General features: G+C 60.4%; 22 protein-coding genes. 11 read left to right on the top strand and 11 right to left on the bottom strand.

Annotation, left to right across the window (positions count from 1 at the left end; all coding sequences use genetic code 11):
- Positions 1 to 7: 7 nt before the first annotated feature.
- From DFS28_RS18445 to DFS28_RS18430, 4 genes are all read right to left on the bottom strand, one after another.
- On the bottom strand, positions 8 to 1696 hold the full coding sequence (locus DFS28_RS18445) for an ATP-dependent DNA ligase (RefSeq protein ID WP_111450964.1): 1689 nt from the start codon (positions 1694 to 1696) through the stop codon (positions 8 to 10).
- Positions 1693 to 2727 (bottom strand): ligase-associated DNA damage response exonuclease, encoded by a 1035-nt coding sequence (locus DFS28_RS18440; protein WP_111450963.1) that lies wholly within the window; start codon positions 2725 to 2727, stop codon positions 1693 to 1695. Before DFS28_RS18440 ends, DFS28_RS18445 begins: the two co-directional genes overlap by 4 nt.
- Positions 2728 to 2938: 211 nt before the next feature.
- Positions 2939 to 5389, bottom strand: a complete 2451-nt coding sequence (locus DFS28_RS18435; RefSeq protein WP_111450962.1) for a penicillin acylase family protein — start codon at positions 5387 to 5389, stop codon at positions 2939 to 2941.
- A gap of 283 nt (positions 5390 to 5672) precedes the next feature.
- Complete coding sequence (locus DFS28_RS18430; RefSeq protein ID WP_008153917.1) at positions 5673 to 6317, bottom strand: glutathione binding-like protein; 645 nt, start codon at positions 6315 to 6317, stop codon at positions 5673 to 5675.
- Between the two features lie 146 nt (positions 6318 to 6463).
- Between DFS28_RS18430 and DFS28_RS18425 the strand changes: the two genes are divergently transcribed.
- Positions 6464 to 7015: a cysteine hydrolase family protein gene (locus tag DFS28_RS18425; RefSeq protein ID WP_111450961.1), complete on the top strand. Its 552-nt coding sequence runs from the start codon at positions 6464 to 6466 to the stop codon at positions 7013 to 7015.
- Positions 7016 to 7165: 150 nt separating this feature from the next.
- On the opposite strand, the gene DFS28_RS18420 is transcribed toward DFS28_RS18425, so the two are convergent.
- The 4 genes from DFS28_RS18420 to DFS28_RS18405 are packed head-to-tail and all read right to left on the bottom strand — an operon-like array spanning position 7166 to position 8889.
- Complete coding sequence (locus DFS28_RS18420) at positions 7166 to 7375, bottom strand: SEC-C metal-binding domain-containing protein (RefSeq protein ID WP_007906737.1); 210 nt, start codon at positions 7373 to 7375, stop codon at positions 7166 to 7168.
- Complete coding sequence (locus DFS28_RS18415) at positions 7372 to 7866, bottom strand: LEA type 2 family protein (protein WP_111450960.1); 495 nt, start codon at positions 7864 to 7866, stop codon at positions 7372 to 7374. The genes DFS28_RS18420 and DFS28_RS18415 overlap by 4 nt, the downstream gene beginning before the upstream one ends.
- 44 nt (positions 7867 to 7910) lie before the next feature.
- Positions 7911 to 8387: a YchJ family protein gene (locus DFS28_RS18410; protein ID WP_111450959.1), complete on the bottom strand. Its 477-nt coding sequence runs from the start codon at positions 8385 to 8387 to the stop codon at positions 7911 to 7913.
- Between the two features lie 4 nt (positions 8388 to 8391).
- Positions 8392 to 8889 carry a DUF6231 family protein gene (locus DFS28_RS18405; protein ID WP_111450958.1) on the bottom strand — a complete coding sequence of 166 codons (498 nt, stop codon included), beginning with the start codon at positions 8887 to 8889 and terminating at the stop codon, positions 8392 to 8394.
- 192 nt (positions 8890 to 9081) lie between these two features.
- On the opposite strand from DFS28_RS18405, the gene DFS28_RS18400 reads away from it, so the two are divergent.
- The 4 genes from DFS28_RS18400 to DFS28_RS18385 all read left to right on the top strand — a co-directional run bounded on the left by DFS28_RS18400 (position 9082) and on the right by DFS28_RS18385 (position 11761).
- On the top strand, positions 9082 to 9777 hold the full coding sequence (locus tag DFS28_RS18400; protein WP_111450957.1) for an OmpA family protein: 696 nt from the start codon (positions 9082 to 9084) through the stop codon (positions 9775 to 9777).
- Positions 9778 to 9866: 89 nt separating this feature from the next.
- Positions 9867 to 10583 carry an OmpA family protein gene (locus tag DFS28_RS18395; RefSeq protein WP_111450956.1) on the top strand — a complete coding sequence of 239 codons (717 nt, stop codon included), beginning with the start codon at positions 9867 to 9869 and terminating at the stop codon, positions 10581 to 10583.
- 148 nt (positions 10584 to 10731) lie between these two features.
- Complete coding sequence (locus DFS28_RS18390; RefSeq protein ID WP_111450955.1) at positions 10732 to 11010, top strand: DUF1145 domain-containing protein; 279 nt, start codon at positions 10732 to 10734, stop codon at positions 11008 to 11010.
- The gene (locus DFS28_RS18385; RefSeq protein WP_111450954.1) at positions 11003 to 11761 is read left to right on the top strand and encodes a collagen-like protein; all 759 of its coding nucleotides are present in this window, start codon (positions 11003 to 11005) and stop codon (positions 11759 to 11761) included. The genes DFS28_RS18390 and DFS28_RS18385 overlap by 8 nt, the downstream gene beginning before the upstream one ends.
- A 186-nt stretch (positions 11762 to 11947) precedes the next feature.
- On the opposite strand, the gene DFS28_RS18380 is transcribed toward DFS28_RS18385, so the two are convergent.
- On the bottom strand, positions 11948 to 12412 hold the full coding sequence (locus tag DFS28_RS18380; protein ID WP_111450953.1) for a CopD family protein: 465 nt from the start codon (positions 12410 to 12412) through the stop codon (positions 11948 to 11950).
- A gap of 99 nt (positions 12413 to 12511) precedes the next feature.
- On the opposite strand from DFS28_RS18380, the gene dinG reads away from it, so the two are divergent.
- The 5 genes from dinG to pdxH all read left to right on the top strand — a co-directional run bounded on the left by dinG (position 12512) and on the right by pdxH (position 20543).
- Positions 12512 to 14656: an ATP-dependent DNA helicase DinG gene (gene dinG / locus DFS28_RS18375; protein ID WP_111450952.1), complete on the top strand. Its 2145-nt coding sequence runs from the start codon at positions 12512 to 12514 to the stop codon at positions 14654 to 14656.
- A gap of 95 nt (positions 14657 to 14751) precedes the next feature.
- A complete protein-coding gene (locus DFS28_RS18370) occupies positions 14752 to 17262 on the top strand; it encodes a beta-galactosidase (RefSeq protein WP_111450951.1) in 2511 nt (836 codons plus the stop codon).
- 228 nt (positions 17263 to 17490) lie between these two features.
- Positions 17491 to 18636, top strand: a complete 1146-nt coding sequence (locus tag DFS28_RS18365; RefSeq protein ID WP_111450950.1) for a serine hydrolase domain-containing protein — start codon at positions 17491 to 17493, stop codon at positions 18634 to 18636.
- A 113-nt stretch (positions 18637 to 18749) separates the two neighbouring features.
- Entirely contained in the window at positions 18750 to 19871 is a 1122-nt protein-coding gene (locus DFS28_RS18360; RefSeq protein WP_111450949.1) for an OmpA family protein, read from the top strand.
- A 24-nt stretch (positions 19872 to 19895) separates the two neighbouring features.
- Complete coding sequence (pdxH, locus tag DFS28_RS18355) at positions 19896 to 20543, top strand: pyridoxamine 5'-phosphate oxidase (RefSeq protein WP_111450948.1); 648 nt, start codon at positions 19896 to 19898, stop codon at positions 20541 to 20543.
- 5 nt (positions 20544 to 20548) lie between these two features.
- On the opposite strand, the gene DFS28_RS18350 is transcribed toward pdxH, so the two are convergent.
- Complete coding sequence (locus tag DFS28_RS18350; protein ID WP_111450947.1) at positions 20549 to 20785, bottom strand: hypothetical protein; 237 nt, start codon at positions 20783 to 20785, stop codon at positions 20549 to 20551.
- Between the two features lie 168 nt (positions 20786 to 20953).
- Here DFS28_RS18350 and DFS28_RS18345 point away from each other — a divergent pair, with 168 nt between their 5' ends.
- Entirely contained in the window at positions 20954 to 21418 is a 465-nt protein-coding gene (locus tag DFS28_RS18345; protein ID WP_056739294.1) for a glycine zipper 2TM domain-containing protein, read from the top strand.
- Between the two features lie 66 nt (positions 21419 to 21484).
- On the opposite strand, the gene DFS28_RS18340 is transcribed toward DFS28_RS18345, so the two are convergent.
- Positions 21485 to 21736 (bottom strand): pyocin S6 family toxin immunity protein, encoded by a 252-nt coding sequence (locus tag DFS28_RS18340; RefSeq protein ID WP_111450946.1) that lies wholly within the window; start codon positions 21734 to 21736, stop codon positions 21485 to 21487.
- Position 21737 lies beyond the last annotated feature (1 nt).

The following is a 21737-nucleotide window of genomic DNA, read 5'->3' as shown; positions in this document are numbered from 1 at the left end:
GATCGGTTTAGCCGAGCAGATCCTGAAGCGTCGCCAGATTGTCAGCTTCCTCAACCGACTTATCCTGCCGCCAGCGCAGCATCCTCGGAAACCGCACTGCAATCCCGCTCTTGTGGCGCCTGGACAGGGCGATGCCCTCAAATCCCAGTTCAAACACCAGGCTCGGCGTCACGCTGCTCACCGGCCCGAATTTCTCTACGGTGGTCTTGCGCACGATGATGTCGACCTGGCGCATTTCTTCGTCGGTCAGCCCTGAATAGGCTTTGGCGAACGGCACCAGTGCGCGTTTGCTCGCGTCAGGCGGTCCGTCCCATACGGCGAAGGTGTAATCGCTGTAGAGACTGGCGCGGCGACCATGGCCGCGTTGCGCATAAATCAGCACCGCATCGACGCTGAACGGGTCGACTTTCCATTTCCACCAGACGCCCATGTCCTTGGTCCGCCCGACGCCATAAAGCGCATCCCGGGCCTTGAGCATCATGCCTTCGACACCGAGCTTGCGGGAGGCTTGCCGTTGTCGGGCGAGGTCGAACCAGTCTTCGCCAGTGAGTACCGGTGAGGCGAGTAACACCGGGTTGTTGCCGCTGGCGACGACATGCTCCAGTTGAGTGCGACGCTCGGACTGAGGCTGGTTGCGCCAGTCTTCACCCTGCCATTCCAGCAGGTCGTAGGCGAGGATCACCACCGGCACTTCTTCGAGGATTTTTTTGTCCAGGGTTTTACGACCGATCCGCTGTTGCAGCAGCGCGAATGGCTTTACTGCAGGTGCAGCCGGGGAATGAGGGTTGAAGGCGTCTTCGGTGGTGGGTTGTCCGGTTTTCCAGGCGACGATTTCACCGTCGATCACCGTACCGTCGGGCAAGCAGTGAACCAGGCTATCGAGTTCGGGGAAGCGCTCGGTGACCAGTTCTTCACCTCGCGACCAGATCCACAGTCGCCCGTCGCGTTTGACCACCTGGGCGCGAATGCCATCCCACTTCCATTCCACTTGCCAATGGCTGGCCGGGCCGAGCAGGGATTCGAATTGTTCAACGGGTTGAGATAACGCGTGAGCGAGGAAAAACGGGTAGGGCTGACCGCCCCGTTGGGCATGTTCGTCAGCCGATTCGGCGGCGATCAACTTCAAATAACCGCACGCGTTCGGGCGGTTGGACAGGTCGGTGTAACCCACCAGACGCTGGGCGACGCGTTTGCTGTCGAGCCCGGCCATGGCCGCCAGGGCGCGGGTGACCAGCAACTTGGAAACGCCGACGCGGAAACTGCCGGTGATCAGTTTGATGCAGAGCATCAGGCTCTGGCGGTCCAGTTGCGACCACAGGGCAGGCAGTCGCTCGGCAAGGACTTGCGGGGTTTCACCGCGCAGCGGCAGCAGTTTGTGTTCAATCCAGACCGCCAATCCATCGTTGGAGCTGTGAAGCGCTTCGGGCAGCACCAGCGAAATGGTCTCCGCCAAATCGCCGACCGCCTGATAACTCTCTTCGAACAGCCACGGCGCGAGGCCGGAGATCTCAACCGCCAACTCTCGCAGGATGCGCACGGGCACCAGTTGCCGAGGTCGCCCGCCGGACAAAAAATAAACAGCCCATGCGGCATCTTCCGGCGCTGCCTCGGCGAAGTAGTGTTGCATCGCCACCAGTTTGGCGTTGCTCGACGTCGTGGCATCGAGTTCGGCATACAAATCGGCGAACGCCTTCATGGCAGCACCTCGGCGCTCTCGGGTTCGACGGCTGCGTTTTCTTGCTCATCGTCGCCGTACTCGGTGCTGAAACTCATGGCATCGAGACCCTGTTCGCGCAGATGGCGCACCAGTACCCCGACCGAGCCGTGGGTCACTATCACCCGCTCAGCACCGGTCTGTTCGATGGCCCAGAGCAGGCCCGGCCAGTCGGCGTGGTCGGACAGTACAAAGCCACGATCCACGCCACGTCGCCGCCGTGTGCCACGCAAACGCATCCAGCCGCTGGCGAAACCATCGTTGTAGTCGCCGAAGCGCCGCATCCAGGTGCTGCCGCCAGCCGAAGGCGGGGCCAGGACTAGCGCCTTGCGCATCATGGGGTCGCTCTTTTTTACTTCGCCGGCATAGATCGTGGGCGGTAAATAAATGCCACCTTCGCGATAAACCTGATTGAGCGGCTTAACCGCGCCATGCACCAGAATGGGGCCGAGGCTGGCGTCAATGCCGTGGAGAATTCGCTGAGCCTTGCCGAAGGCGTAGCAGAACAACACGCTGGTTTTGTCGGTGGCGGCGTTGGCTTGCCACCACTGATTGATCTCGGCAAAGACATGCGCCTGGGGTTGCCAGCGATAAATAGGCAGACCGAAGGTCGATTCAGTGATGAAGGTATCGCAGCGCACGGGTTCGAACGGCGCACAGGTGCCGTCGGGTTCGATTTTGTAGTCGCCCGAGGCGACCCAGACTTCGCCGCGATATTCCAGGCGCACCTGTGCCGAACCGAGGACGTGGCCGGCGGGGTGAAAACTCAGGGTGACGCCATTGTGGGTCAGGGGTTGACCGTAGGGCAGGGTTTGCAGGTTGATGTCTTGACCCAGTCGCGCACGCAAAATCCCTTCGCCGGGAGCGGCCGCCAGATAATGCCGGTTGCCGGTGCGGGCATGGTCGCCGTGGGCGTGGGTGATGACTGAACGTTCGACCGGCCGCCACGGGTCGATGTAGAAATCCCCGGCCGGGCAGTACAAACCTTCAGGACGCGCGATAACAAGATCCATATTGTTACCAAAATCGAGGGACTTGTTTGCTATGAGGTTTGCGCGAGACGAGAAGTTCTATTTATTTTTCATCGGCAATTGATATACCCATGTGGGAGCGGGCTTGCTCGCGAAGGTGGTGTGTCAGTTGACGATAATATTGACTGACACACCGCCTTCGTCGGAACGCCGCCCGGAGCAAGCCCGCTCCCACATTGGGTCGATGGTGACCTTACTTGCCAGGGGTTAGAGTCAACCGCTTGTTGCCATACACCTTGTCAAAGTTCTGCGGCTGCATCGGCAGACTCATGTATTGCCCCTTCAGCCACGGATCAATGCTGTCGAGGTAGTTCGGGCTCGCCGGATTACCGGATTGCCCCGTACCGTTCTGCCCCATCAGCGGTTCCGCCTGGCCGAAGTCGACGATAAAGCGCATGGCTGGCGCCAGGGTGGTGTTGAAATCCTGACCCCAGGCGAATGCTGCGGTATTCAGCGTGGTGTGGTCGCCACCGGCCGCCAGTGGACCGCGCACCGTCTGGCCGCTGGCGTTTTTCCACTCGTAGCGGTGCAGTTTGCCCCATTGCCAGGCTTTGTGATCGCCACCCAACTGGCTGTCGCCCGCGCTGATCGCTGCCGCCAGACTGCGGGCGAGGATCGCCGGTTTATCTTCTTTCTGCGGCGTGCGAGCGTCATCCCAGAACGGACTGTCCTCACGCCCCAACAGGTGATCAGCCTGGGCCGCATAGGACAACTTGCCGTTGGCGATAAAGGCTTTCCACGCCGGGCTGCTTTCCGGGCCCAGTTCGTCGAGGAAGATTTGCTGGGTGCTTTGCTGCAGGAACAACTCGTAAATAGCGGCATCGGCGGAGGTCGGGCTGAGTTTGCCGTCGAAGGCCATCAGGCGGGTATACGCCTCGCGAGCCTTGCCACGATCCGCCTCAGGCAACGCTTCAATGGCCTGCTTGAGTGGCTTGGCCATGCCCGGTGCTTCGAACATCTTCTTCAGCTTGGCAGCGAAAGTGGTGGTCTGGTCGTATTGCATGGCGATCAGGCTGCGCGTGTCGTGTTTGCCCACGCCTGCCAGTTCGGCCAGGCGTTCACCACGCTCCGGTGCCGACCAGGAATTGGACAACTGCATGCCGTAGCCATGCGCAATGACTCGCTGGTTGGCGGTGCCGAGCCAGCCTTGGGCTGGATCCTGGTCATAGGGGTGGAGCATCGGGTCGGCATAACCATCCCAATCGTAACGACCTTCCCAGCCCGGCGACGGCAGCAGGCCTTCGCCTTCGCGACGGTTCGGGAAGCGACCGGTGACTTGCCAGCCGATGTTGCTGGCATCGGCAAATACCAGGTTTAGCGCAATGGCGCGGATTTCGCGGCTGGCGTCCGAGGCTTTCTCGACGGTCTGGGCGCGGGACAGGTCGAAAAACGCGTCCAGGCTCTTGTCATCGGTGAAGTTCGGCGTCTGCAAGGCCAGGCCGAAACCATTAGCCAGCGTCGTGCCTTGGGCACTGTTGAGCAGCGGGCCATGGCGGGTTTCGTACACCACTTCGCGAATAGGCCGCTGGCCTTTGACGAAGTAAGTTTCGTTGCGCACGATCGCCGGCTGCCATTTGCCACCCACCTCGTAGGAAAGACCATTACCCTGGCGTTTGATTTTTTCCAGGAACAGGTCCTGGTTGTCGCCCATGACGGCGGTCATGCTCCAGGCCACTTTGCCGTTGAAACCGCCGAGCACCATCGGCAAACCGGCAATCGTCACACCAGAAGCCTGGTACTTCGGCGTGCGAATCTGCACGTAGCTGAACAACGATGGCACGCCCAGTGGGCCATGGCTGTCGCTGGCCAACAGGCTTTTGCCGCTGCGGCTGCGTTGCGGGCCGATCGCCCAGTTGTTCGACGAGGTGGCGCCCAGCAGGTTCAGGTCGGACAGTTGGCTCGTGGCTTTGCTGATCTCGGCCAGGCCCGGGACTTGCCCGTTGAGCTTGATGCCCTGAAGTTTTTCAGCTTCGGCCAGCGGCAGTTTTTCATCGGGAGCGGATGGGGTCAGCCACGGGAGTTTGTCGGTGCTGACGGTCTGGGCCAGCATCAGCGAGGCAATCTCTTCCGGCAGGTTGGCCGATTGGCTGAAGTTCAGCAGGCAGAAAATCAGCGCCGAGTCTTCCGGCTTCCAGTATTCAGGCTTGTAGCCGGTGGCCGCGAGGTCTGCCGGCAGTTTGTCGCGATAGCGGAACAGGTAGGCGTTGACGCCGCGGGCATAGACTTCGAAGAAGCGTTTGAGGCGCGGCGAAGATGCCTTGTACAGCTCGTCGGCGCTTTTCTTCAGATTGACGGCGCGCATATATCGGTCAGCGTCGAGCAGGTCCGAACCGGACATCTCTGACAAACGGCCCTGAGCCAACAGGCGCAGGGTGACCATTTGCGTGATGCGGTCGGTGGCGTGGACGTAACCCAGGGTGAACAGCGCGTCGTGGAAGGTGTTGCTTTCGATCAACGGCATGCCCATGGCATTGCGGCGTACCGAAACGTTCTGCGCCAAGCCCTTGAGCGGCTGCACGCCGGTGGTCGGCGGGAGGGTGTCCTGGGTGTTCCAGGTCTGACAACCGCTCAGGCTCAAAACACCGGCCACTGCTGCGGCAACGCCGAACCGGGGAAGAAAATGTGTAAGGGCTGGCGAGGCCATGGCAAAGCTCCTGCGGGGGGGTAGCGTCATTAAAGGCGCTACGTTAGTGAGCAGGAGGTGCCCGCGCAAGCGGGGGTATAGGGTTATTTCAAGATTTGTCCGATAAATACAATTTCTTGGGCAATGCATCCCTGTGGCGAGGGGACTTGTCCCCGTTCGGCTGCGTAGCAGTCGTCAACTTTCAATGTGGTTTGTCTGAAAGAATGCCGGGGGCGCTTCGCGACCCAACGGGGACAAGTCCCCTCGCCACATTGAAAGCATCACAAGGAAAGTGCGTCGTTTTTCAGGATTTAGGCGGATTGACCTTGGCCACCAGCGCATACGCCTTCACCGTCGCCGGACGGCTCTGGATGTGGTTGAACCAGCGCAGCACGTTGGGGAAGTCTTCCAGGTTCTGACTCTGCCACTTGTGGGAAACGATCCACGGGTAGATCGCCATGTCGGCAATGCTGTATTCGCTGCCGGCGACGAAGTCTTTATCGGCCAGCTGCTTGTCGAGTACCCCGTAGAGGCGGGCGGTTTCGTCGATGTAGCGCTTGATTGCGTAGGGGATTTTCTCCGGCGCGAATTGGCTGAAGTGATGATTCTGCCCGGCCATCGGCCCCAGGCCACCCATCTGCCAGAACAACCATTGCAACGCTTGTTGGCGACCGCGCAGGTCTTTGGGCAAAAACTTGCCGGTTTTCTCTGCCAGGTACAACAAAATCGCCCCGGACTCGAACAGTGCCAACGGCTCACCGCCATCGGCCGGTTCGGGATCAACGATGGCCGGAATTTTGTTGTTCGGGGAGATTTTCAGGAAATCGGGTTTGAACTGGTCGTTCTGGCTGATGTTGATCGGGTGCACGTTGTAGGGCAGGCCGGCTTCTTCCAGGAATATCGAGATTTTGTGGCCGTTGGGGGTGGTCCAGTAATACAGGTCGATCATGGAGTACTCCAAATCAAAAGATGTCGTTACTTGCGGACAGCAAACGCCGGCATCAGGTCGTCCTGTTTGCGTTCGATAGCTTGCCTGTAGGAACAGGTGATGCTGAAGTGCGGGAAATTCAATGACCCCGCATGAGAAAAACCGGCATGGAGCTCAAAACAAACGCGGCGCTGATCATCATCGACCAACAAAAAGGCATCCTGCATCCCAAACTTGGTTGCCGAAATAATCTTCAGGCCGAGCAGCGAATACTCGATTTGCTAGGGCATTGGCGTCGAACCGGGCGACCGGTCATTCATGTGCAGCACTTGTCCCGGTCGCCGGAATCGGTGTTCTGGCCGGAGCAGTCGGGGGTGGAATTTCAGGAACGGTTTCAGCCACAGACCGGTGAGCAGCTTGTTCAAAAGCAGGTGCCGGATGCGTTTTGTGCGACGGGGCTTGAGAAAAGTTTGCGAACGGCGGGGATCGATCAGTTGGTCATTGTCGGCGTAGCGACCAACAACTCAGTGGAATCCACGGCGCGAACGGCCGGGAATCTGGGGTTTGAAACGTGGGTCGTGGAGGATGCGTGTTTTACCTTCGACAAGGCTGACTACTTTGGTAAAGCCCATACAGCCGAGGAAGTGCATGCGATGTCGTTGGGGAATTTGCACGGGGAATATGCGACGGTCGTGAGCGCTGCGCAGATCCTGAAGTGAGGGTGACTTTGAGGGCCTCTTCGCGAGCAAGCCCGCTCCCACATTGGATCTGCTGTGTTCACACAATGTATGGCTGGCGCAGTTCAAATGTGGGAGCGGGCTTGCTCGCGAAGGCGATTCAACAGGCGAAGAAGTTCTTCGCCCGAAGCATCAAGCGCCGTGGCACTTCTTGAATTTCTTGCCGTTGCCGCAGGGGCAAGGGTCGTTGCGGCCGACGTCTTTCAGGGCGTTGCGCACCGGTTCCTGGTGGGCGTGGCCGCAGTTCGGGCCGTGGACATGGCCATGGTCGTGATCATGGTGGTCGTGATGGTCATGATCGTGGTTGCAGTCAGGGCCATGGACATGGGGTTGCTGGGTCATCGGTTTTGCTCCGGAATTAAATCGGCGGGGATTATCACGCCATTGCGCGCCAGGTGCACGTAGTGCGCGATGAATAAACCGGTTTCCAGTTCACCTTCCAGACGATAGGGAATGGGTTGGTCGGGTTTTTTCAGCAGTTTCACCAGATCCCGTACCTTGGGCCACAGGTTGGTGCGGATCGGTACTTTAAAGTAGGCACTGCGTTTGGGGCCGACCGTAAACCAATGTTCGTGCTCGCCTTCGGTCAGCAGCATGTCGCCCAAGTGAATGCGGTACTCGATGCCTCGCACCGTCAGGTCACTGTCGTTGGGGTTGTCGACGCGAAAGTGCAGCAGGAATTTTTGCTGCATCAATTTGGCCTGGACCACTTCGACCTTGACCAAATGCACCTGCGGTTCCGGTTCATCATCGCTGAACCAGGACGCACAACCGCCAAGTCCCAGAAAAAGGAACAAGGTGAGCATCTGTAAGACGCGCCGCTGACTGAGCATGGAGTGACTCCCTTTGATGCCCAGTCTAGTCTCTTGCGATTACCTCAACTGCTGAAATAACCCGCACAACACTTCTTGAACTTTTGTCCGCTGGCGCAAGGGCACGCATCATTGCGCCCGGCCTTGAGTTGTACGGTGGGGTCGATGAAGTACCAGTGGCCGGCGTTCTGCACGAACGACGAGCGTTCGCGGTGGCTGTGTTCACCGCTGCCGTCGTGCCAGCGCGCGGTAAATGTCACGAAGGCATGTTCCGGCTGACCGCCCAAGACCTCGGAGCTTTCTACTTCAAGGCCCAGCCAGGTGCTTTGGGTGCTCCAGTCGCGGATGGACTGCCGATCCAGGCCTGCCTGTTGTGCGGGCAGGGTGGTCGCCACCAAATAATCGATCAGCCCCATTACGTAGGCGCTGTAGCGCGAACGCATCAAGGCTTCGGCACACGGCGCCGGATGGCCGGCATGGTAATGGCCGCAGCAGGCATCAAGCGGGATGCCGCTACCGCAGGGGCAAATGGATGTACTCATCGCGTTACCACCAATATTTCCCGAAGTTTTCCGGATTGGCCCAGAACCGTGAGTTGAGCCAGTCGGGGACTTGTTTGTAGTCAAGCAGATCATAGGTGAACAGGGTCAGCACTTGATCGTCGCGCTGGAAGCGTTCGCTGGCTTGCAGGGCCAGGGAGAAAAAATCGGTTTCCTGCCAGCCGCTGGCCGGCAAGTCCGCCAGCACCGCGATGCGACTGGCGTTGAGGTTACGGATCCCGCCCAGCAGGTTCAGGCCCTCGCGTTTGGGCAAGTGTTCGAGGCAATCGACCACCAGCGCCAGGTCAAACCGGCGCGCCGCCAGTTCGGCCGGCAACACCCCGGGTGCCGCATGGGCCACACATGTTTCCGGGTGCGCCAGCTTGAAGGCCTCGAGCGCGGGGAACTCGCTGGCGCCAATCAGCAACAGGCGCGCGGGGGCGTAACGATCAAGCAAAGCGGCCAACGCCTGCTGGGGCGTGCGCGAAGAAATACCTGCAATCATCGAAGATCCTCAATCAGAGCTGCCAAGACTAGCCTGCTCAAAGGGCCGGGCCTAGAGGTGGTTTGTCGCAAAAGCGTCGATCTACCGTGAACACAGGACAAAACTGCAATGGCCTATTGCTGGCGGAGATTAAAACTCGGGTCTTTACTACCTGAAATCGGTTTTAAGCCGATCCCCTCAGGAGAAAACTAGATGAGCATAGTTCGCACAGCATTACCCTTGGTTCTGCTAACCAGTGTGTTGACTGGTTGCGCAGGTTTGCAGAAAACCGACTGGCCGACCTGTGCGGCGGTCGGTGGCGTCGTGGGTGCCGGTCTCGGCGCGACCGAGAGCTCGGCATGGGCGGGGTATGGCGCGCTGCTCGTCGGCGGCACGGCTGCGGCCTATTGCTGGGTTCACGGTGATGGCGACGAAGACGGCGATGGCGTGCCGGATAGCCGCGACAAGTGCCCGGGAACTCCTCGAGGCGTGCGGGTCGATGCCGACGGTTGCCCTCCACCGGTGCCTGCGCCAGTGGTCGAAGAAAAGGCCGTGGTTAAAGAAGAAGTCATCGTCATTCGCGATGTTCACTTCCAGTTTGACAAGGCCATACTGACCCCTTCCGATAAAGAGGTACTCAACACAATCGCCACTCGCCTGAAGCAGGAATCGAGCACCGCCCAACTGACTGTAACCGGTTACACCGACAGTGTTGGCAGCGATACCTATAACCAGAAACTGTCGGATCGTCGTGCGCACGCGGTGGTTGAATACCTGATTTCCCAAGGCGTACCCCGCAGCGAATTCGTGTCTGTGACCGGTGCCGGGGAAAGCCAGCCGGTTGCCGATAACAAAACCGCTGACGGCCGCGCGTTGAACCGTCGCACGGAAATCAAAATCAACCGCTAACCTCTCGTACTCCGCGGCTTGTGCAGTCGCGGATGCGCGTCTTTACTCCTGTGTGACCGGCATTGGCCGGTAACACAGGAGCTTTCACCATGAGTGTTCTCACACGGACCGTCTTGCCGGTTGTGCTGCTGGGCAGCCTGTTGACCGGTTGCGCTACACACAGCGATGGCACCGCCCCCCTCAATCAACGAACCTGGCCAATCTGCAGCGTTATCGGCGGCCTGGTCGGTGGCGGTCTGGGTGCTCTCCAAAATGGCGGTTGGGCGGCTGGTGGCGCGGCGCTTGGTATCTTGACCGGTGGCTTGATCTGTTATGCCCAGGATGGCGACGAAGACGATGATGGAGTCTTCGATCGACGTGATCGCTGCCCTGATACGCCCGCCAATACTCCCGTCGAACATCATGGTTGCCCATTGCCGCAGTACCCGGCCAGCGTGAAACCTGAACCTGCGCAATCGGAGGTCATCACCCTGAACGACGCGGGCGACGTGCTGTTTGCCTTCAATCAATCCGAACTGACCCCGGCCGCGCGGAGCAAGCTGGATTCGCTGATGCCCAAACTGCAAAGCGCCGATGTGGTGAGCGTCAAGGTGGTCGGTCATACCGACAACGTCGGCTCGGACAGCTATAACCAGGCACTCTCGGAACGTCGCGCCAGTAGCGTGGCGGCCTACCTGTTGAGCCAGGGCCTGGCGCCGAACAAGCTCACCAGCGAGGGCAAGGGCCAAAGTCAGCCGGTGGCCGATAACGAAACGGAAGAGGGACGGGCGAAAAACCGTCGGGTGGAGTTGCACATCAATCGCTGAGCCCCGTGATAGAGCCGTCGGGCCACAATTGAAGTCGGTCCGGCGGCCATTCGGCGGCCTTCATGAAGAATTTTCCGTTGCCCTCTGGCTTAACCCGCGTGTAAGCCGGTACTGTGCGCGCAAAGAATAATTATCAGCGGGGGAGCGTATGAACGTGTTTTGGGGGCTGGGGAAGTTGTTGACCCTGCTGTTCTGGCTGGTGGTGCTGGCCAATCAGCTCATGCCGTTTGTCAAACCTCTGCATCTGCTGGTCGATCTGGCCGGCGGCCTGCTGGCCTGCCTTCATCTTCTTGAGGCGGTGTTCTGTTTCCGCAGCCTCAGAGGTCGCGCTCACCCTTGGCTTGATCGCCTGAAGATCCTCTTTTTCGGCGTTTTCCACCTGCAAACCCTCCCGGCTCCGACCGCGCCTAAGGCTTCCCATGCGTAAACTCTGTCTTCTCGCTGCACTCATCAGCCCGTTGGCCTGCGCCCAGGTGGTGAGCGTCGAAACCAACTCGCTGATGCGTTTGCCCAACACCGCCAGCACCCTGCAGCTGGAACGTCTGGACGTGGCCGACTACGGCACGTTGTTGATTCCCTCGAATGTGACGGAGGTATCTGTCGGTGAATTGCGTCTGGGTCGTGAAGCGCGGATCGCCATCGTACCCGGCGAACAGCCGCTTGAGCTGAAGGTCAGTCGTGCGCAGTTGTCGGAAGGCAGCCAGATCACGGCTCGCGGTGCGCCGGGGACTTACCTCAAGGCCGCCCGCTCCGGGCGTAACCTGAACTTGCAGATCAAGGCACTGAGTGCGCCGCAATTGTGGGTGGACGCTCGCGGCGGTGCGGGCGCACCGGGTTTCGTCGGTCTCGATGGGGCCAACGGTCAGGCACCGGGTTGTACCTGGGGCCAGGCCGGTCGTGGTGCCGATGGTAGTGATGGTAGCGACGGTCAGCCCGGCGCGCCGGGTGCAATGGTTCGTCTGGAAGTGCCACGCGATTACCCGGCGGAGCTGATCAAGGTTCAGGTGGCCGGGGGTGACGGCGGTGTGGCCGGGCCTGGTGGTAAACCGGGCGCAGGTGGCAAGGCCAAGGGCTGTTTCGTTTACAAGGCCGATGGCGGCAAGAACGGCCGCCCTGGCGCTGACGGTCAGCCGGGGCCTGCCGGTGCGGCAGGTTCGGTGACCGTGCAGCGTCTGTAAGAACGACTGAGCTCCCCTGTGGTGAGGAAGCTTTGTGGCGAGGGGATTTATCCCCGTTCGGCTGCGAAGCAGTCGTAAAACCTGTGTGTGCGGTGTATCTGTAGGAATGCAGGGGACCGCTGCGCGGTCCAACGGGGACAAGTCCCCTCGCCACAAAGTCCACTCGCCACAGGGGCCGTGTATTTCTCAAAACATCGGTCGTGCCGCTGCAATCGCCACCAGCACCAACCCGACAATCAGATTAATCCCCACCAACTTGCGAATTTTCCCAAGCGTCGCCGCCCCGGTCGGCCAGTCCTGCGCCGCCACTGCCGTGCGCAACTCTGGCAACAACAACGCCTGAATCCGGATAAACAGCGCCGTCATCACCACGTACAACCCCATCATCACCTGCACATACCGCGGTGCCGCTTCAAAACCGCTGAACTGCAAATGAATCATGCCCACACCGCTGATCGGCAACAGCACCACCGCGACCCAGACCCAGCGGAAAAAACCTTGAAACACTTCTACCCACAGCTTCAAGCGGGCAGGGCCTTCAAGTGCCTTCATCGCCGCGGGCCGCAAGACCATCCACGCGAAAAACATGCCGCCAACCCACACCAGGGCTGACAGTACATGCAGGGTATAAACAAGGCCAAAAGGTGTCATTGGGGTACTCCGTTCTGCGCGGGATTAATTAGCGGGGTATGATAGCGGCCGATCCGAATCACTGAAAATTTATCCAGCGTTTTTTGCGCCCGACAATCCATGATCAGCACTGAACTCAAAACCACGATCCAGGGCGCCTACTCGCGTTTTCTCGAAGCCAAGAGCCTCAAGCCGCGCTACGGCCAACGCCTGATGATCGCCGAAATTGCCAAGGTCCTCGGTGACATCGACACCGACGACGAAGGCCGGCGCAGTGGCGATCCCGCGATCGTCGCGGTGGAAGCCGGCACCGGTACCGGCAAAACCGTGGCCTACAGCCTGGCCGCCATCCCCACGGCCAAGGCCGCCGGCAAACGCCTGGTGATTGCCACGGCCACCGTGGCCCTGCAAGAGCAGATCGTCTACAAGGATTTGCCCGACCTGATGCGCAACAGCGGGCTGAATTTCAGCTTTGCCCTGGCCAAGGGGCGCGGGCGCTACATGTGCCTGTCCAAGCTCGACATGTTGCTCCAGGAAGGTCACGCACAAACCGCCACGGCGCAGCTGTTTGAAGAAGAAGGTTTCAAGATCGAGGTCGACGAGGCCAGTCAGAAGCTGTTCACCAGCATGATCGAGAAACTCGCCGGCAATAAGTGGGATGGCGACCGTGACAGCTGGTCCACTGCCCTGGAAGACGCCGACTGGGCGCGACTGACCACCGATCACAGCCAGTGCACCAACCGCCATTGCCCTAACTTCGGCCAGTGCGCCTTTTACAAGGCCCGCGAAGGCATGGGCAAGGTCGACGTCATCGTCACCAACCACGACATGGTACTGGCCGATCTGGCACTGGGCGGCGGCGCCGTGTTGCCGGACCCGCGCGACACCATCTACGTGTTCGACGAAGGCCACCACCTGCCGGACAAGGCCATCGGCCATTTCGCTCATTACACGCGTCTGCGTTCCACCGCCGACTGGCTGGAAACCACCGCCAAGAACCTCACCAAATTGCTGGCCCAACATCCGCTGCCGGGCGACCTGGGCAAGTTGATCGAGCAGGTGCCGGAACTCGCGCGGGAGATCAAGACCCAGCAGCAATTCATGTTCAGCGCCTGCGAGCAGGTCGCCGACTTTAAACCGGGTGAAGACGTCGAAGGTCGCGAGCGGCCGCGTCATCGCTTCGTCGGTGGGGTGATTCCCGAGCACATGCGCGAAATGGGCGTCGAGCTGAAGAAGGGTTTTGCCCGTCTGACCGATCTGTTTACCCGTCTCACCGAACTGCTCAAGGAAGGCATGGACGGCGAGGTCAACATCGGCATCGCCAGCAACCAGGCCGAAGAGTGGTATCCGCTGTTCGGCAGCCTGTTGTCCCGTTCTTCGGGCAACTGGGAGTTGTGGGTCGCGTTCACCGCTGAAGACCCGGGAGACAACCCGCCGATGGCCCGTTGGCTGACCCTGGCCGAAAGCGGCTCGCTGTTCGACATCGAGGTCAACGCCAGCCCGATCCTCGCGGCGGAAATGCTCCGTCGCAATTTGTGGAACGTGGCTTACGGCGCTCTGGTGACCTCCGCGACCCTGACCGCGCTCGGCACTTTCGATCGCTTCCGCATGCGCGCCGGTCTGCCGAAAAAAGCCGTGACCGCGGTGGTTCCGAGCCCGTTTCATCACGCCGACGCTGGTGTGCTGCGGGTGCCGGACCTGAAGGCCGATCCGCGTGATGCGCCGGCCCATACCGCAGCGATCATTCGCGACTTGCCGGCCTTGGTGGAAGGTTCGCGCGGCACCCTGGTGCTGTTCTCCTCGCGCAAACAGATGCAGGACGTGTTCGACGGCCTCGACCGCGACTGGCGCAAGCAAGTGTTCATTCAAGGCAACCTGTCGAAACAGGAAACCCTGAACAAGCACAAGGCGCGGGTCGATGGCGGCGATTCCAGTGTGTTGTTCGGCCTGGCGAGTTTTGCCGAAGGGGTGGATTTGCCGGGTGCGTACTGCGAGCACGTGGTGATCGCGAAGATTCCATTCTCGGTGCCCGATGATCCCGTCGAAGCGGCCCTGGCCGAGTGGATCGAGGCTCGGGGTGGCAATCCGTTCATGGAAATCTCCGTGCCGGATGCTTCGCTGAAGCTGGTCCAGGCCTGCGGTCGCTTGCTGCGTACCGAAGAAGACCGCGGCACCATCACCTTGCTCGATCGACGCCTGGTCACCCAGCGTTACGGCAAGGCAATCCTCAATGCGTTGCCACCCTTCCGACGTGAAATTTCCTGATACAGGGCTGGGCAATTTTGCCCAACCCGTTGTCTATCTCTCTACCATCGCTTTTCCACTGGCCATTGTTGGTCGTTAGGGAGAATTTCGTTCTCATGATTCGCCGTTCGTTGCCCGCTGTATTCGCTCTGATGTTCGCAGCCCCTTTGCTGGCGGCTCCTGCCGGCCAACAGACGCTGTTCAACTTTGTGCGCCCCGCCGATGTGGTCCAGGTGGCGACTCAGGACGCCAGCCTGCCGCAATCCAACGCCGAGCAAACGGCCGAAGGCGAAGTGCTGCGTCGGGTGACGTTCAACCCTGTGGCACAACCGACCTTGCGTCTGACCCCGCAGACGGGCGCCTGGGACTGGTCGCAGTCGGGCTTCATGAGCTTGCGGATTCAGAGCGCAATGGACTGGGCCGTGACCCTGTACGTGAAAATCCAGAGCAACGATGGCAAGACGCTGGTCAGCCGCGTCGACTTGCCGGCCGGCCCTGCGCAAACCTTGTTGGTGCCGCTGCAGCCCTTTACGCCATTGAGTCTTGGCCTGAAAGCCGGCCCGCCAATGCCGATGACGTTCGATGGCCAACGCGTATTGCTGGCCAGCAGCGCCGGTGAGCTGGAGCGCAGCCAGGTAGTGTCGGTGACCTTGTCGATGGATCAGCCGAAAGTCGCCCAGAGCATCCTGCTGGAACGCTTTGGCGTGCAGGACGGCGATGCGGTTACCCAAGCGGCTTTTGGCGGCCTTGTAGATGCTTACGGTCAGTCGACCCGAACCAAATGGCCAGAGAAAGTCAGCAGCGACGAACAACTGAAAAGCGCGGCCGCCAAGGAACATCAGCAACTGAAAACCTGGCTGGCCGAGCGCGAGAAGTCGTCCCTGGACAAGTTTGGTGGCTGGAACAAAGGCCCGTCATTCAAGGCCAGCGGTTTTTTTCGCACGGAGAAGCGCGACGGTCGCTGGTACCTGGTGACCCCGGAAGGCCATCCGTTCTATTCGCTCGGGGTCAACACCATCACCCCGGATGTCGACCAGACCTACGTCGCCGGCCGCGAGTGGATGTTCGAGTCCCTGCCCAAACCGGACGAGCCGCTGGCCAGCCATTATGGCGAAGGCGATAACCGTGGCGGCAACGGCGTCGATCAGGGCCGAGGCTACAATGCCGGTCGCTGGTACGACTTCTATGGCGCCAACTTGCAGCGTCTGTATGGTCCGCCGTGTGTGGTGACCAGCGACACCAAGGCCGGTGTCGCGGAAGCGGCCAAGGCTGACGCGGTTGCGGCAACGGTGGAGAAGGCTGCTGAGCAACCGGTCGTTCCTTCGACGGCCGAATCCGGTGTCGCCGAAGCCGCCAAGACCGGCGCCGTTGAAGCGACCGCCGCGAACGCAGCTGAGCAAATTCCTGCCGAACCCTGCAAAGCGGTAGTTGATGAACAGCGCTGGGCCAGCCACACCCTTGATCGCCTGCAAGCCTGGGGCTTCAACACTATCGGCAACTGGAGCGCCCCGGCGCTGGCCAACGCTGATCGCGTGCCGTACACGTTGCCGCTGTCGATCGTCGGCGATTACGCCAGCATCAGCACCGGCAACGACTGGTGGGGCGGCATGCCCGACCCGTTCGACCCGCGTTTCGCCATGGCCACCGAACGTGCCGTGGCCATCGCCGCGCGCGACCATCGCGATGATCCATGGCTGATCGGTTACTTCGCCGACAACGAACTGGCCTGGGCCGGTCCCGGCGACGACCCGAAAGCCCGTTACGCCCTGGCCTACGGCACCTTGAAAATGACCACCGACGTGCCGGCCAAACGCGCGTTCCTCAAGCAATTGCGCGACAAGTACCGCAACCAGGCAGGCCTGTCGAAAGCCTGGGGCATTGACCTGCCAGCCTGGGAATTAATGGAAGATCCGGGCTTCGACGCGCCGCTGCCAAGTGCCGAACACCCGGAAATCGAAGCCGACTTCAAATACTTCCAGAAGGTCTTCGCCGACACTTACTTCAAGACCATTTCCGACTCGCTCAAGTGGCACGCGCCGAATCAGCTGTTGCTGGGCGGCCGGTTTGCCATCAGCACCCCCGAAGCGGTTGAGTCCTGCGCCCAGTATTGCGACGTGCTGAGCTTCAACATGTACACCCTGCAACCGCAGGACGGTTACGACTTCGCCAAGCTGCGCAGCCTGGACAAACCGGTGCTGATCACCGAGTTCAACTTCGGCTCGGCCGATCGTGGCCCGTTCTGGGGCGGTGTGACGCAATTGGCCAAGGAAGAAGACCGTGGGCCCGCTTACGCCAATTTCCTCAAACAGGCGATGAGCGAACCGTCGATCGTCGGCGTTCACTGGTTCCAATACCTTGACCAACCGGTTAGCGGTCGTCTGCTGGATGGCGAGAACGGTCACTTCGGGCTGGTGGGCATTACCGATCTGCCGTTCCAGGGTTTCGTCGATACCGTGCGCAAGAGCAATTTGCAGACCGTCGATCAGCTCGGTAAAGAGGCCGAGAAGGCCAAGACTGAGGCGGATAAAGCCGGGCAAGCAGCTCAGGGCGGCAGAAAAGGCGAGGCTGGCAAAGGCGCAGGGCAGGGCGCTGGCCATGCGGGTGGGCATTCCGGTAATGGCCACTGAGTCCTGTTAGACCGCGTTATCGTTCTTCGCGAGCAGGCTCGCTCCCACAGTGGTCCAGCGTGAACCCTGTGGGAGTGAGCCTGCTCGCGATGGCGCCCGCCAAGGCACCATAAAATTCTGATCCAATCCATGGGCAACCGACCGCCCAGCCTGCAACAGTTCCCAAAACCCTCTAGGGCTGGAACAATGCGGGCCACTTTGTAGAGCTTTATATCCGGGGAGTTGCGGGTGCAGATTCAGGGTTTTTACGAGCTGAAGTTCGAAACGGTGCGTGAAGCTTTCGCGGCGCTGTTCGACGATCCTCAGGAACGGGGTGCAGCGTTGTGCATCAAGATCGGCGGTGAAACCGTGGTCGACCTTTGGGCCGGCAGCGCGGACAAGGACGGCACCGAAGCCTGGCACAGCGACACCATCGCCAATCTGTTCTCCTGCACCAAGACCTTTACCGCGGTGACCGCCCTGCAACTGGTAGCCGAAGGCAAGCTGCAACTGGATGCCCCGGTTGCCCGCTACTGGCCCGAGTTCGCCGCCGCCGGCAAAGAGTCCGTGACCTTGCGTCAATTGCTCTGCCATCAGGCCGGTCTGCCGGCGCTGCGTGAGCTATTGGCCCCGGAAGCCCTTTACGACTGGCAAACCATGGTTGACGCCCTGGCCGCCGAAGAACCGTGGTGGACGCCGGGAAATGGTCACGGTTATGCGGCTATCACCTACGGCTGGCTGATCGGTGAGTTGCTGCGGCGTGCCGACGGTCGTGGGCCGGGTGAGGCCATCGTGGCGCGAGTCGCGAAGCCTTTGGGCCTGGACTTTCACATCGGCCTGGCGGACCAGGAGTTCCATCGCGTGGCGCACATCGCCCGTGGCAAGGGCAATGTCGGCGATGCCGCCGCCCAGCGCTTGCTGCAAGTGACCCTGCGCGAGCCGACGGCCATGACCACGAGGGCGTTCACTAACCCGCCGTCGATCATGACCAGCACCAACAAACCCGAGTGGCGACGCATGCAGCAGCCGGCCGCCAATGGCCACGGCAATGCCCGCAGCCTGGCCGGGTTCTATGCCGGTCTGCTCGATGGCAGCTTGCTGGAAAGCGAAATGCTCGAGGAACTGACCCGCGAGCACAGCCTCGGCGAGGACAAGACTTTACTGACCCGGACCCGTTTCGGCCTGGGTTGCATGCTCGATCAACCGGACGTCCCCAACGCCACCTACGGCCTCGGCCCTCGTGCGTTCGGTCATCCGGGTGCGGGCGGTTCCACCGGCTTTGCTGACCCGGAACACGATGTGGCCTTCGGCTTTGTGACAAATACCTTGGGACCGTACGTCTTGATGGATCCGCGCGCACAAAAGCTTGTGCGAGCACTGGCCACTTGTCTGTAAAACGCGCTCAGGGGTTCCAGGGCCGGAACCCCAAGGCCTTTTTGATTTCCAAGCGTCTGTTTATCCGGGTCAATCCGGCCTGATAGTTAATTACTTCATTTTGTGGATATCCAATGTCTTCCAATAAAACCCTCGCTTTGGCTCTGTGCTTCGCTATTACCGGTTGCGCACAAACTCCACAAAGTGACTCGGATGGCAGCAGCTGGTGGCCGTTCGGCTCTTCCGACAAAGTCGCCGCTAAAGGCCCGGCTCCGGCTACGACCCCAGCCCCGGCACCTTTGAAGCCTGCCGCGACCGCTCCGGTGACCAAGGCTGAAAGCTCCAACCCTTGGTACTGGCCATTCGGTTCCGATGAAGTTCTCGACAAGAAGCCAGAGGTGAAAGCTGAAGCCAAGCCCGAAGCCAAACCGGTCGAGGTGGCCAAGGCCAAGGCTGAGGCCGATGCAGGTGGCAATTGGTGGTGGCCGTTCGGCGGCAAAGAGCAAAGCACTGCCAAAGCCGTGCCGATGCCTGATCCTAAAGTTACCCAAGCCTGGCTCGACGACTACGAGCCGCGCTTGCGCGAAGCGGTCAAGGGCAGCAACCTGCAACTCGAACGCCGTGAAAACGTATTGGTGGTGACTGCGCCGGTAGAAGGCTCGTTCAACCCTGACCGTCCGGCCATGCTGCTGCCGGTGACCCTCGGCCCGTTCACCCGCGTCGCGAAAATTCTTGAAGTCGATCCGAAAACTGCCGTGCTGATTCTGGGCCACAGTGATACGTCGGGTGCCGCACCGGCCAACGTGAAACTGAGCCAGGAGCGTGCCCAGGCCGTGGCAGCGATTTTCCGCCTCAGCGGTCTGCAGCGTGATCGCCTGATGCTGCGCGGTATGGGTGGCGAAGCCCCGCGTGCTGCCAACGACAGCAATGAAGGCCGTGCCTTGAACCGTCGCGTCGAACTGCTGGTGACCCCGCAAAACACCATGGTCGCGTTGCTGAGCAAGTACAACATGCCGGCCCCGGCGCCAGTGAAATTGGTCGCTGCCCAGGACGTCAAGCCAGTAGTCAAGCCGGTCACCCCGGCGCCAGCCGCGAAGAAAGCCGATGTGCCTGCGGCGAAAAAAGCCCCGGCCAAGAAAGCCGCCGCCAAGAAGGCACCGGCTAAAACTGCAACGCCGGCGAAAAAGACTGCCCCGGCCAAAGCCGCTGCCGACACGAAAAAAGTCGCCGACGCCGCCGATACTGTAAAAAAGTAATTCGTTAACCAAAAGGAATGCGCCATGACCCAGGGCCTGGCTGATATGCGTCGCGACTACACCCGTGATGGCCTGACCGAGGCGCAAGCCCCGGCCGAGCCGTTCGCGCTGTTCCATCAGTGGTTCGCCGACGCGGTGAAAACCGAGCAGGCGCCGGTGGAAGCCAACGCCATGACCCTGGCCACCGTCGATCAGGACGGTCGGCCGCATTGCCGCATTCTGCTGCTCAAGGGGCTGGACGAGCAGGGTTTCACCTTCTTCACCAACTACGACAGCGCCAAGGGCCAGCATCTGGCCGCGAACCCATTCGCGGCCATGACCTTTTTCTGGCCGGCCCTGGAGCGCCAGGTGCGCATCGAAGGGCGGGTGGTGAAGGTTACGCCTGAAGAGTCCGACGCCTACTTCCAGGTTCGGCCGCTGGGCAGTCGTCTCGGTGCCTGGGCTTCGCCCCAGAGCCGGGTGATCGCCGATCGTGCCGAGCTGGAAGCGCTGCTCAAGAACACCGAGCAACGTTTCAGCGACACACAACCTCATTGCCCTGAGCACTGGGGTGGTTACCGTTTGTTACCGGAGCGCATCGAGTTCTGGCAAGGCCGTCCGAGCCGCCTGCACGATCGCCTCAACTACCGCTTTCAGGGCGCCGACTGGACTCTTGAACGTCTGGCACCTTAAGCCGTCTACCGATCGGGATAGCCTGCCGCCGCGGCTTCAAGCCACTGCGGCAGGTCTCGGCGCTTGATCCTCTGCGCTTGAGCGTTCGCCAGTTGCTGGAGCATGAACGCCTTTTTCTGCTCGTCTTTACCCGCCAGTGACAACGCCAGATCGCGGTCCATCCAGCGTTTGATCCGCACGTATAGCCACCAGTGGAAATACAATCCGGCAACGGTAGTGACGACAATGATGAAGTAATCCATGACAATCCTTGGGGCAGCGGCGCAGATTCCGGAATTTGCCGCTACTGTGTGGTGAGTTCGTGGAGGTGCCTGTACCGGGCCTGAATCAAACCAATTTTATCCGGGCGAGGCCGTGACAGGCGTCAAGCTGCGGAGTTTAATGAATACTTGTCCTTTGGAGTTGATGCTATGCGTAAGTCTGTTCTGCTGGTTGCTTCCTTTTCCACGATGGCGATGTTGCTCACTGGCTGCCAATCGAGCCTGACCGGTGACTCCTACTCCCGTGACGAAGCGCGTCGCGTGCAGACCGTTCGCATGGGCACCATCGAATCCCTGCGTCCGGTCAAAATCGAAGGCACCAAAACCCCAATCGGCGGCGCAGCTGGCGCCGTCGTGGGCGGTGTCGGCGGTAGCGCCATCGGTGGCGGTCGCGGCAGCATCGTTGCTGCCGTTATCGGCGCAGTCGCCGGTGGCCTGGCAGGTTCTGCAGCCGAAGAAGGCCTGACCCGCACTCAGGGCGTGGAAATCACCGTGCGTGAAGACGACGGCAGCATGCGCGCCTACGTGCAACAGGTTCAGGAGAACGAAGTGTTCCGTGTTGGCGAGCGTGTGCGGATTGCCACTGTTGATGGGACGAGCCGCGTTTCGCACTAAGCGAGAATACGGGTAAAAGAAAACCCCGATCAGGTGACTGGTCGGGGTTTTGTTTGTTAAGGATTGTCACTGCGCGGTGCGGGGGCCTATAAAATATTCCAGCCCCTCGGGGAAGTCGATTTCTAATAGTTCTGCAACCTGTAGGATTTGAGCAACTGTCAGTTCCAGTTCTCCAGGCTCTATTTCTTCCAGTTTTTTTGACTCGGTCAATTGAGCCAATGCCTGGTTCATCTCATAGTCTTTGATGGTCAGTTGGAACTGCAATGAATCATCTTGTTTTTCATCAGGGTAAAAACCGGTGATGGATAGATAGCGCATA

The organism is Pseudomonas sp. 478, from assembly GCF_003254125.1.
In the GTDB taxonomy this organism is placed as follows: domain Bacteria; phylum Pseudomonadota; class Gammaproteobacteria; order Pseudomonadales; family Pseudomonadaceae; genus Aquipseudomonas.
The sequence above is the reverse complement of the archived record's forward strand: the minus strand, read 5'-3'. Positions and strand labels throughout refer to the sequence as shown.

Bases quoted from the DNA above. Each gene is read 5' to 3' on its own strand.
- DFS28_RS18415 (WP_111450960.1), bottom strand. From the start codon at position 7,866: ATGCTCAGTCAGCGGCGCGTCTTACAGATGCTCACCTTGTTCCTTTTT.
- DFS28_RS18385 (WP_111450954.1), top strand. From the start codon at position 11,003: ATGCGTAAACTCTGTCTTCTCGCTGCACTCATCAGCCCGTTGGCCTGC.
- DFS28_RS18430 (WP_008153917.1), bottom strand. From the start codon at position 6,317: ATGATCGACCTGTATTACTGGACCACCCCCAACGGCCACAAAATCTCG.
- DFS28_RS18345 (WP_056739294.1), top strand. From the start codon at position 20,954: ATGCGTAAGTCTGTTCTGCTGGTTGCTTCCTTTTCCACGATGGCGATG.
- DFS28_RS18370 (WP_111450951.1), top strand. From the start codon at position 14,752: ATGATTCGCCGTTCGTTGCCCGCTGTATTCGCTCTGATGTTCGCAGCC.
- DFS28_RS18340 (WP_111450946.1), bottom strand. From the start codon at position 21,736: ATGCGCTATCTATCCATCACCGGTTTTTACCCTGATGAAAAACAAGAT.
- DFS28_RS18390 (WP_111450955.1), top strand. From the start codon at position 10,732: ATGAACGTGTTTTGGGGGCTGGGGAAGTTGTTGACCCTGCTGTTCTGG.
- DFS28_RS18435 (WP_111450962.1), bottom strand. From the start codon at position 5,389: ATGGCCTCGCCAGCCCTTACACATTTTCTTCCCCGGTTCGGCGTTGCC.
- pdxH (WP_111450948.1), top strand. From the start codon at position 19,896: ATGACCCAGGGCCTGGCTGATATGCGTCGCGACTACACCCGTGATGGC.
- DFS28_RS18360 (WP_111450949.1), top strand. From the start codon at position 18,750: ATGTCTTCCAATAAAACCCTCGCTTTGGCTCTGTGCTTCGCTATTACC.
- DFS28_RS18405 (WP_111450958.1), bottom strand. From the start codon at position 8,889: ATGATTGCAGGTATTTCTTCGCGCACGCCCCAGCAGGCGTTGGCCGCT.
- DFS28_RS18425 (WP_111450961.1), top strand. From the start codon at position 6,464: ATGGAGCTCAAAACAAACGCGGCGCTGATCATCATCGACCAACAAAAA.
- DFS28_RS18445 (WP_111450964.1), bottom strand. From the start codon at position 1,696: ATGAAGGCGTTCGCCGATTTGTATGCCGAACTCGATGCCACGACGTCG.
- dinG (WP_111450952.1), top strand. From the start codon at position 12,512: ATGATCAGCACTGAACTCAAAACCACGATCCAGGGCGCCTACTCGCGT.
- DFS28_RS18395 (WP_111450956.1), top strand. From the start codon at position 9,867: ATGAGTGTTCTCACACGGACCGTCTTGCCGGTTGTGCTGCTGGGCAGC.
- DFS28_RS18410 (WP_111450959.1), bottom strand. From the start codon at position 8,387: ATGAGTACATCCATTTGCCCCTGCGGTAGCGGCATCCCGCTTGATGCC.
- DFS28_RS18350 (WP_111450947.1), bottom strand. From the start codon at position 20,785: ATGGATTACTTCATCATTGTCGTCACTACCGTTGCCGGATTGTATTTC.
- DFS28_RS18440 (WP_111450963.1), bottom strand. From the start codon at position 2,727: ATGGATCTTGTTATCGCGCGTCCTGAAGGTTTGTACTGCCCGGCCGGG.
- DFS28_RS18400 (WP_111450957.1), top strand. From the start codon at position 9,082: ATGAGCATAGTTCGCACAGCATTACCCTTGGTTCTGCTAACCAGTGTG.
- DFS28_RS18380 (WP_111450953.1), bottom strand. From the start codon at position 12,412: ATGACACCTTTTGGCCTTGTTTATACCCTGCATGTACTGTCAGCCCTG.
- DFS28_RS18420 (WP_007906737.1), bottom strand. From the start codon at position 7,375: ATGACCCAGCAACCCCATGTCCATGGCCCTGACTGCAACCACGATCAT.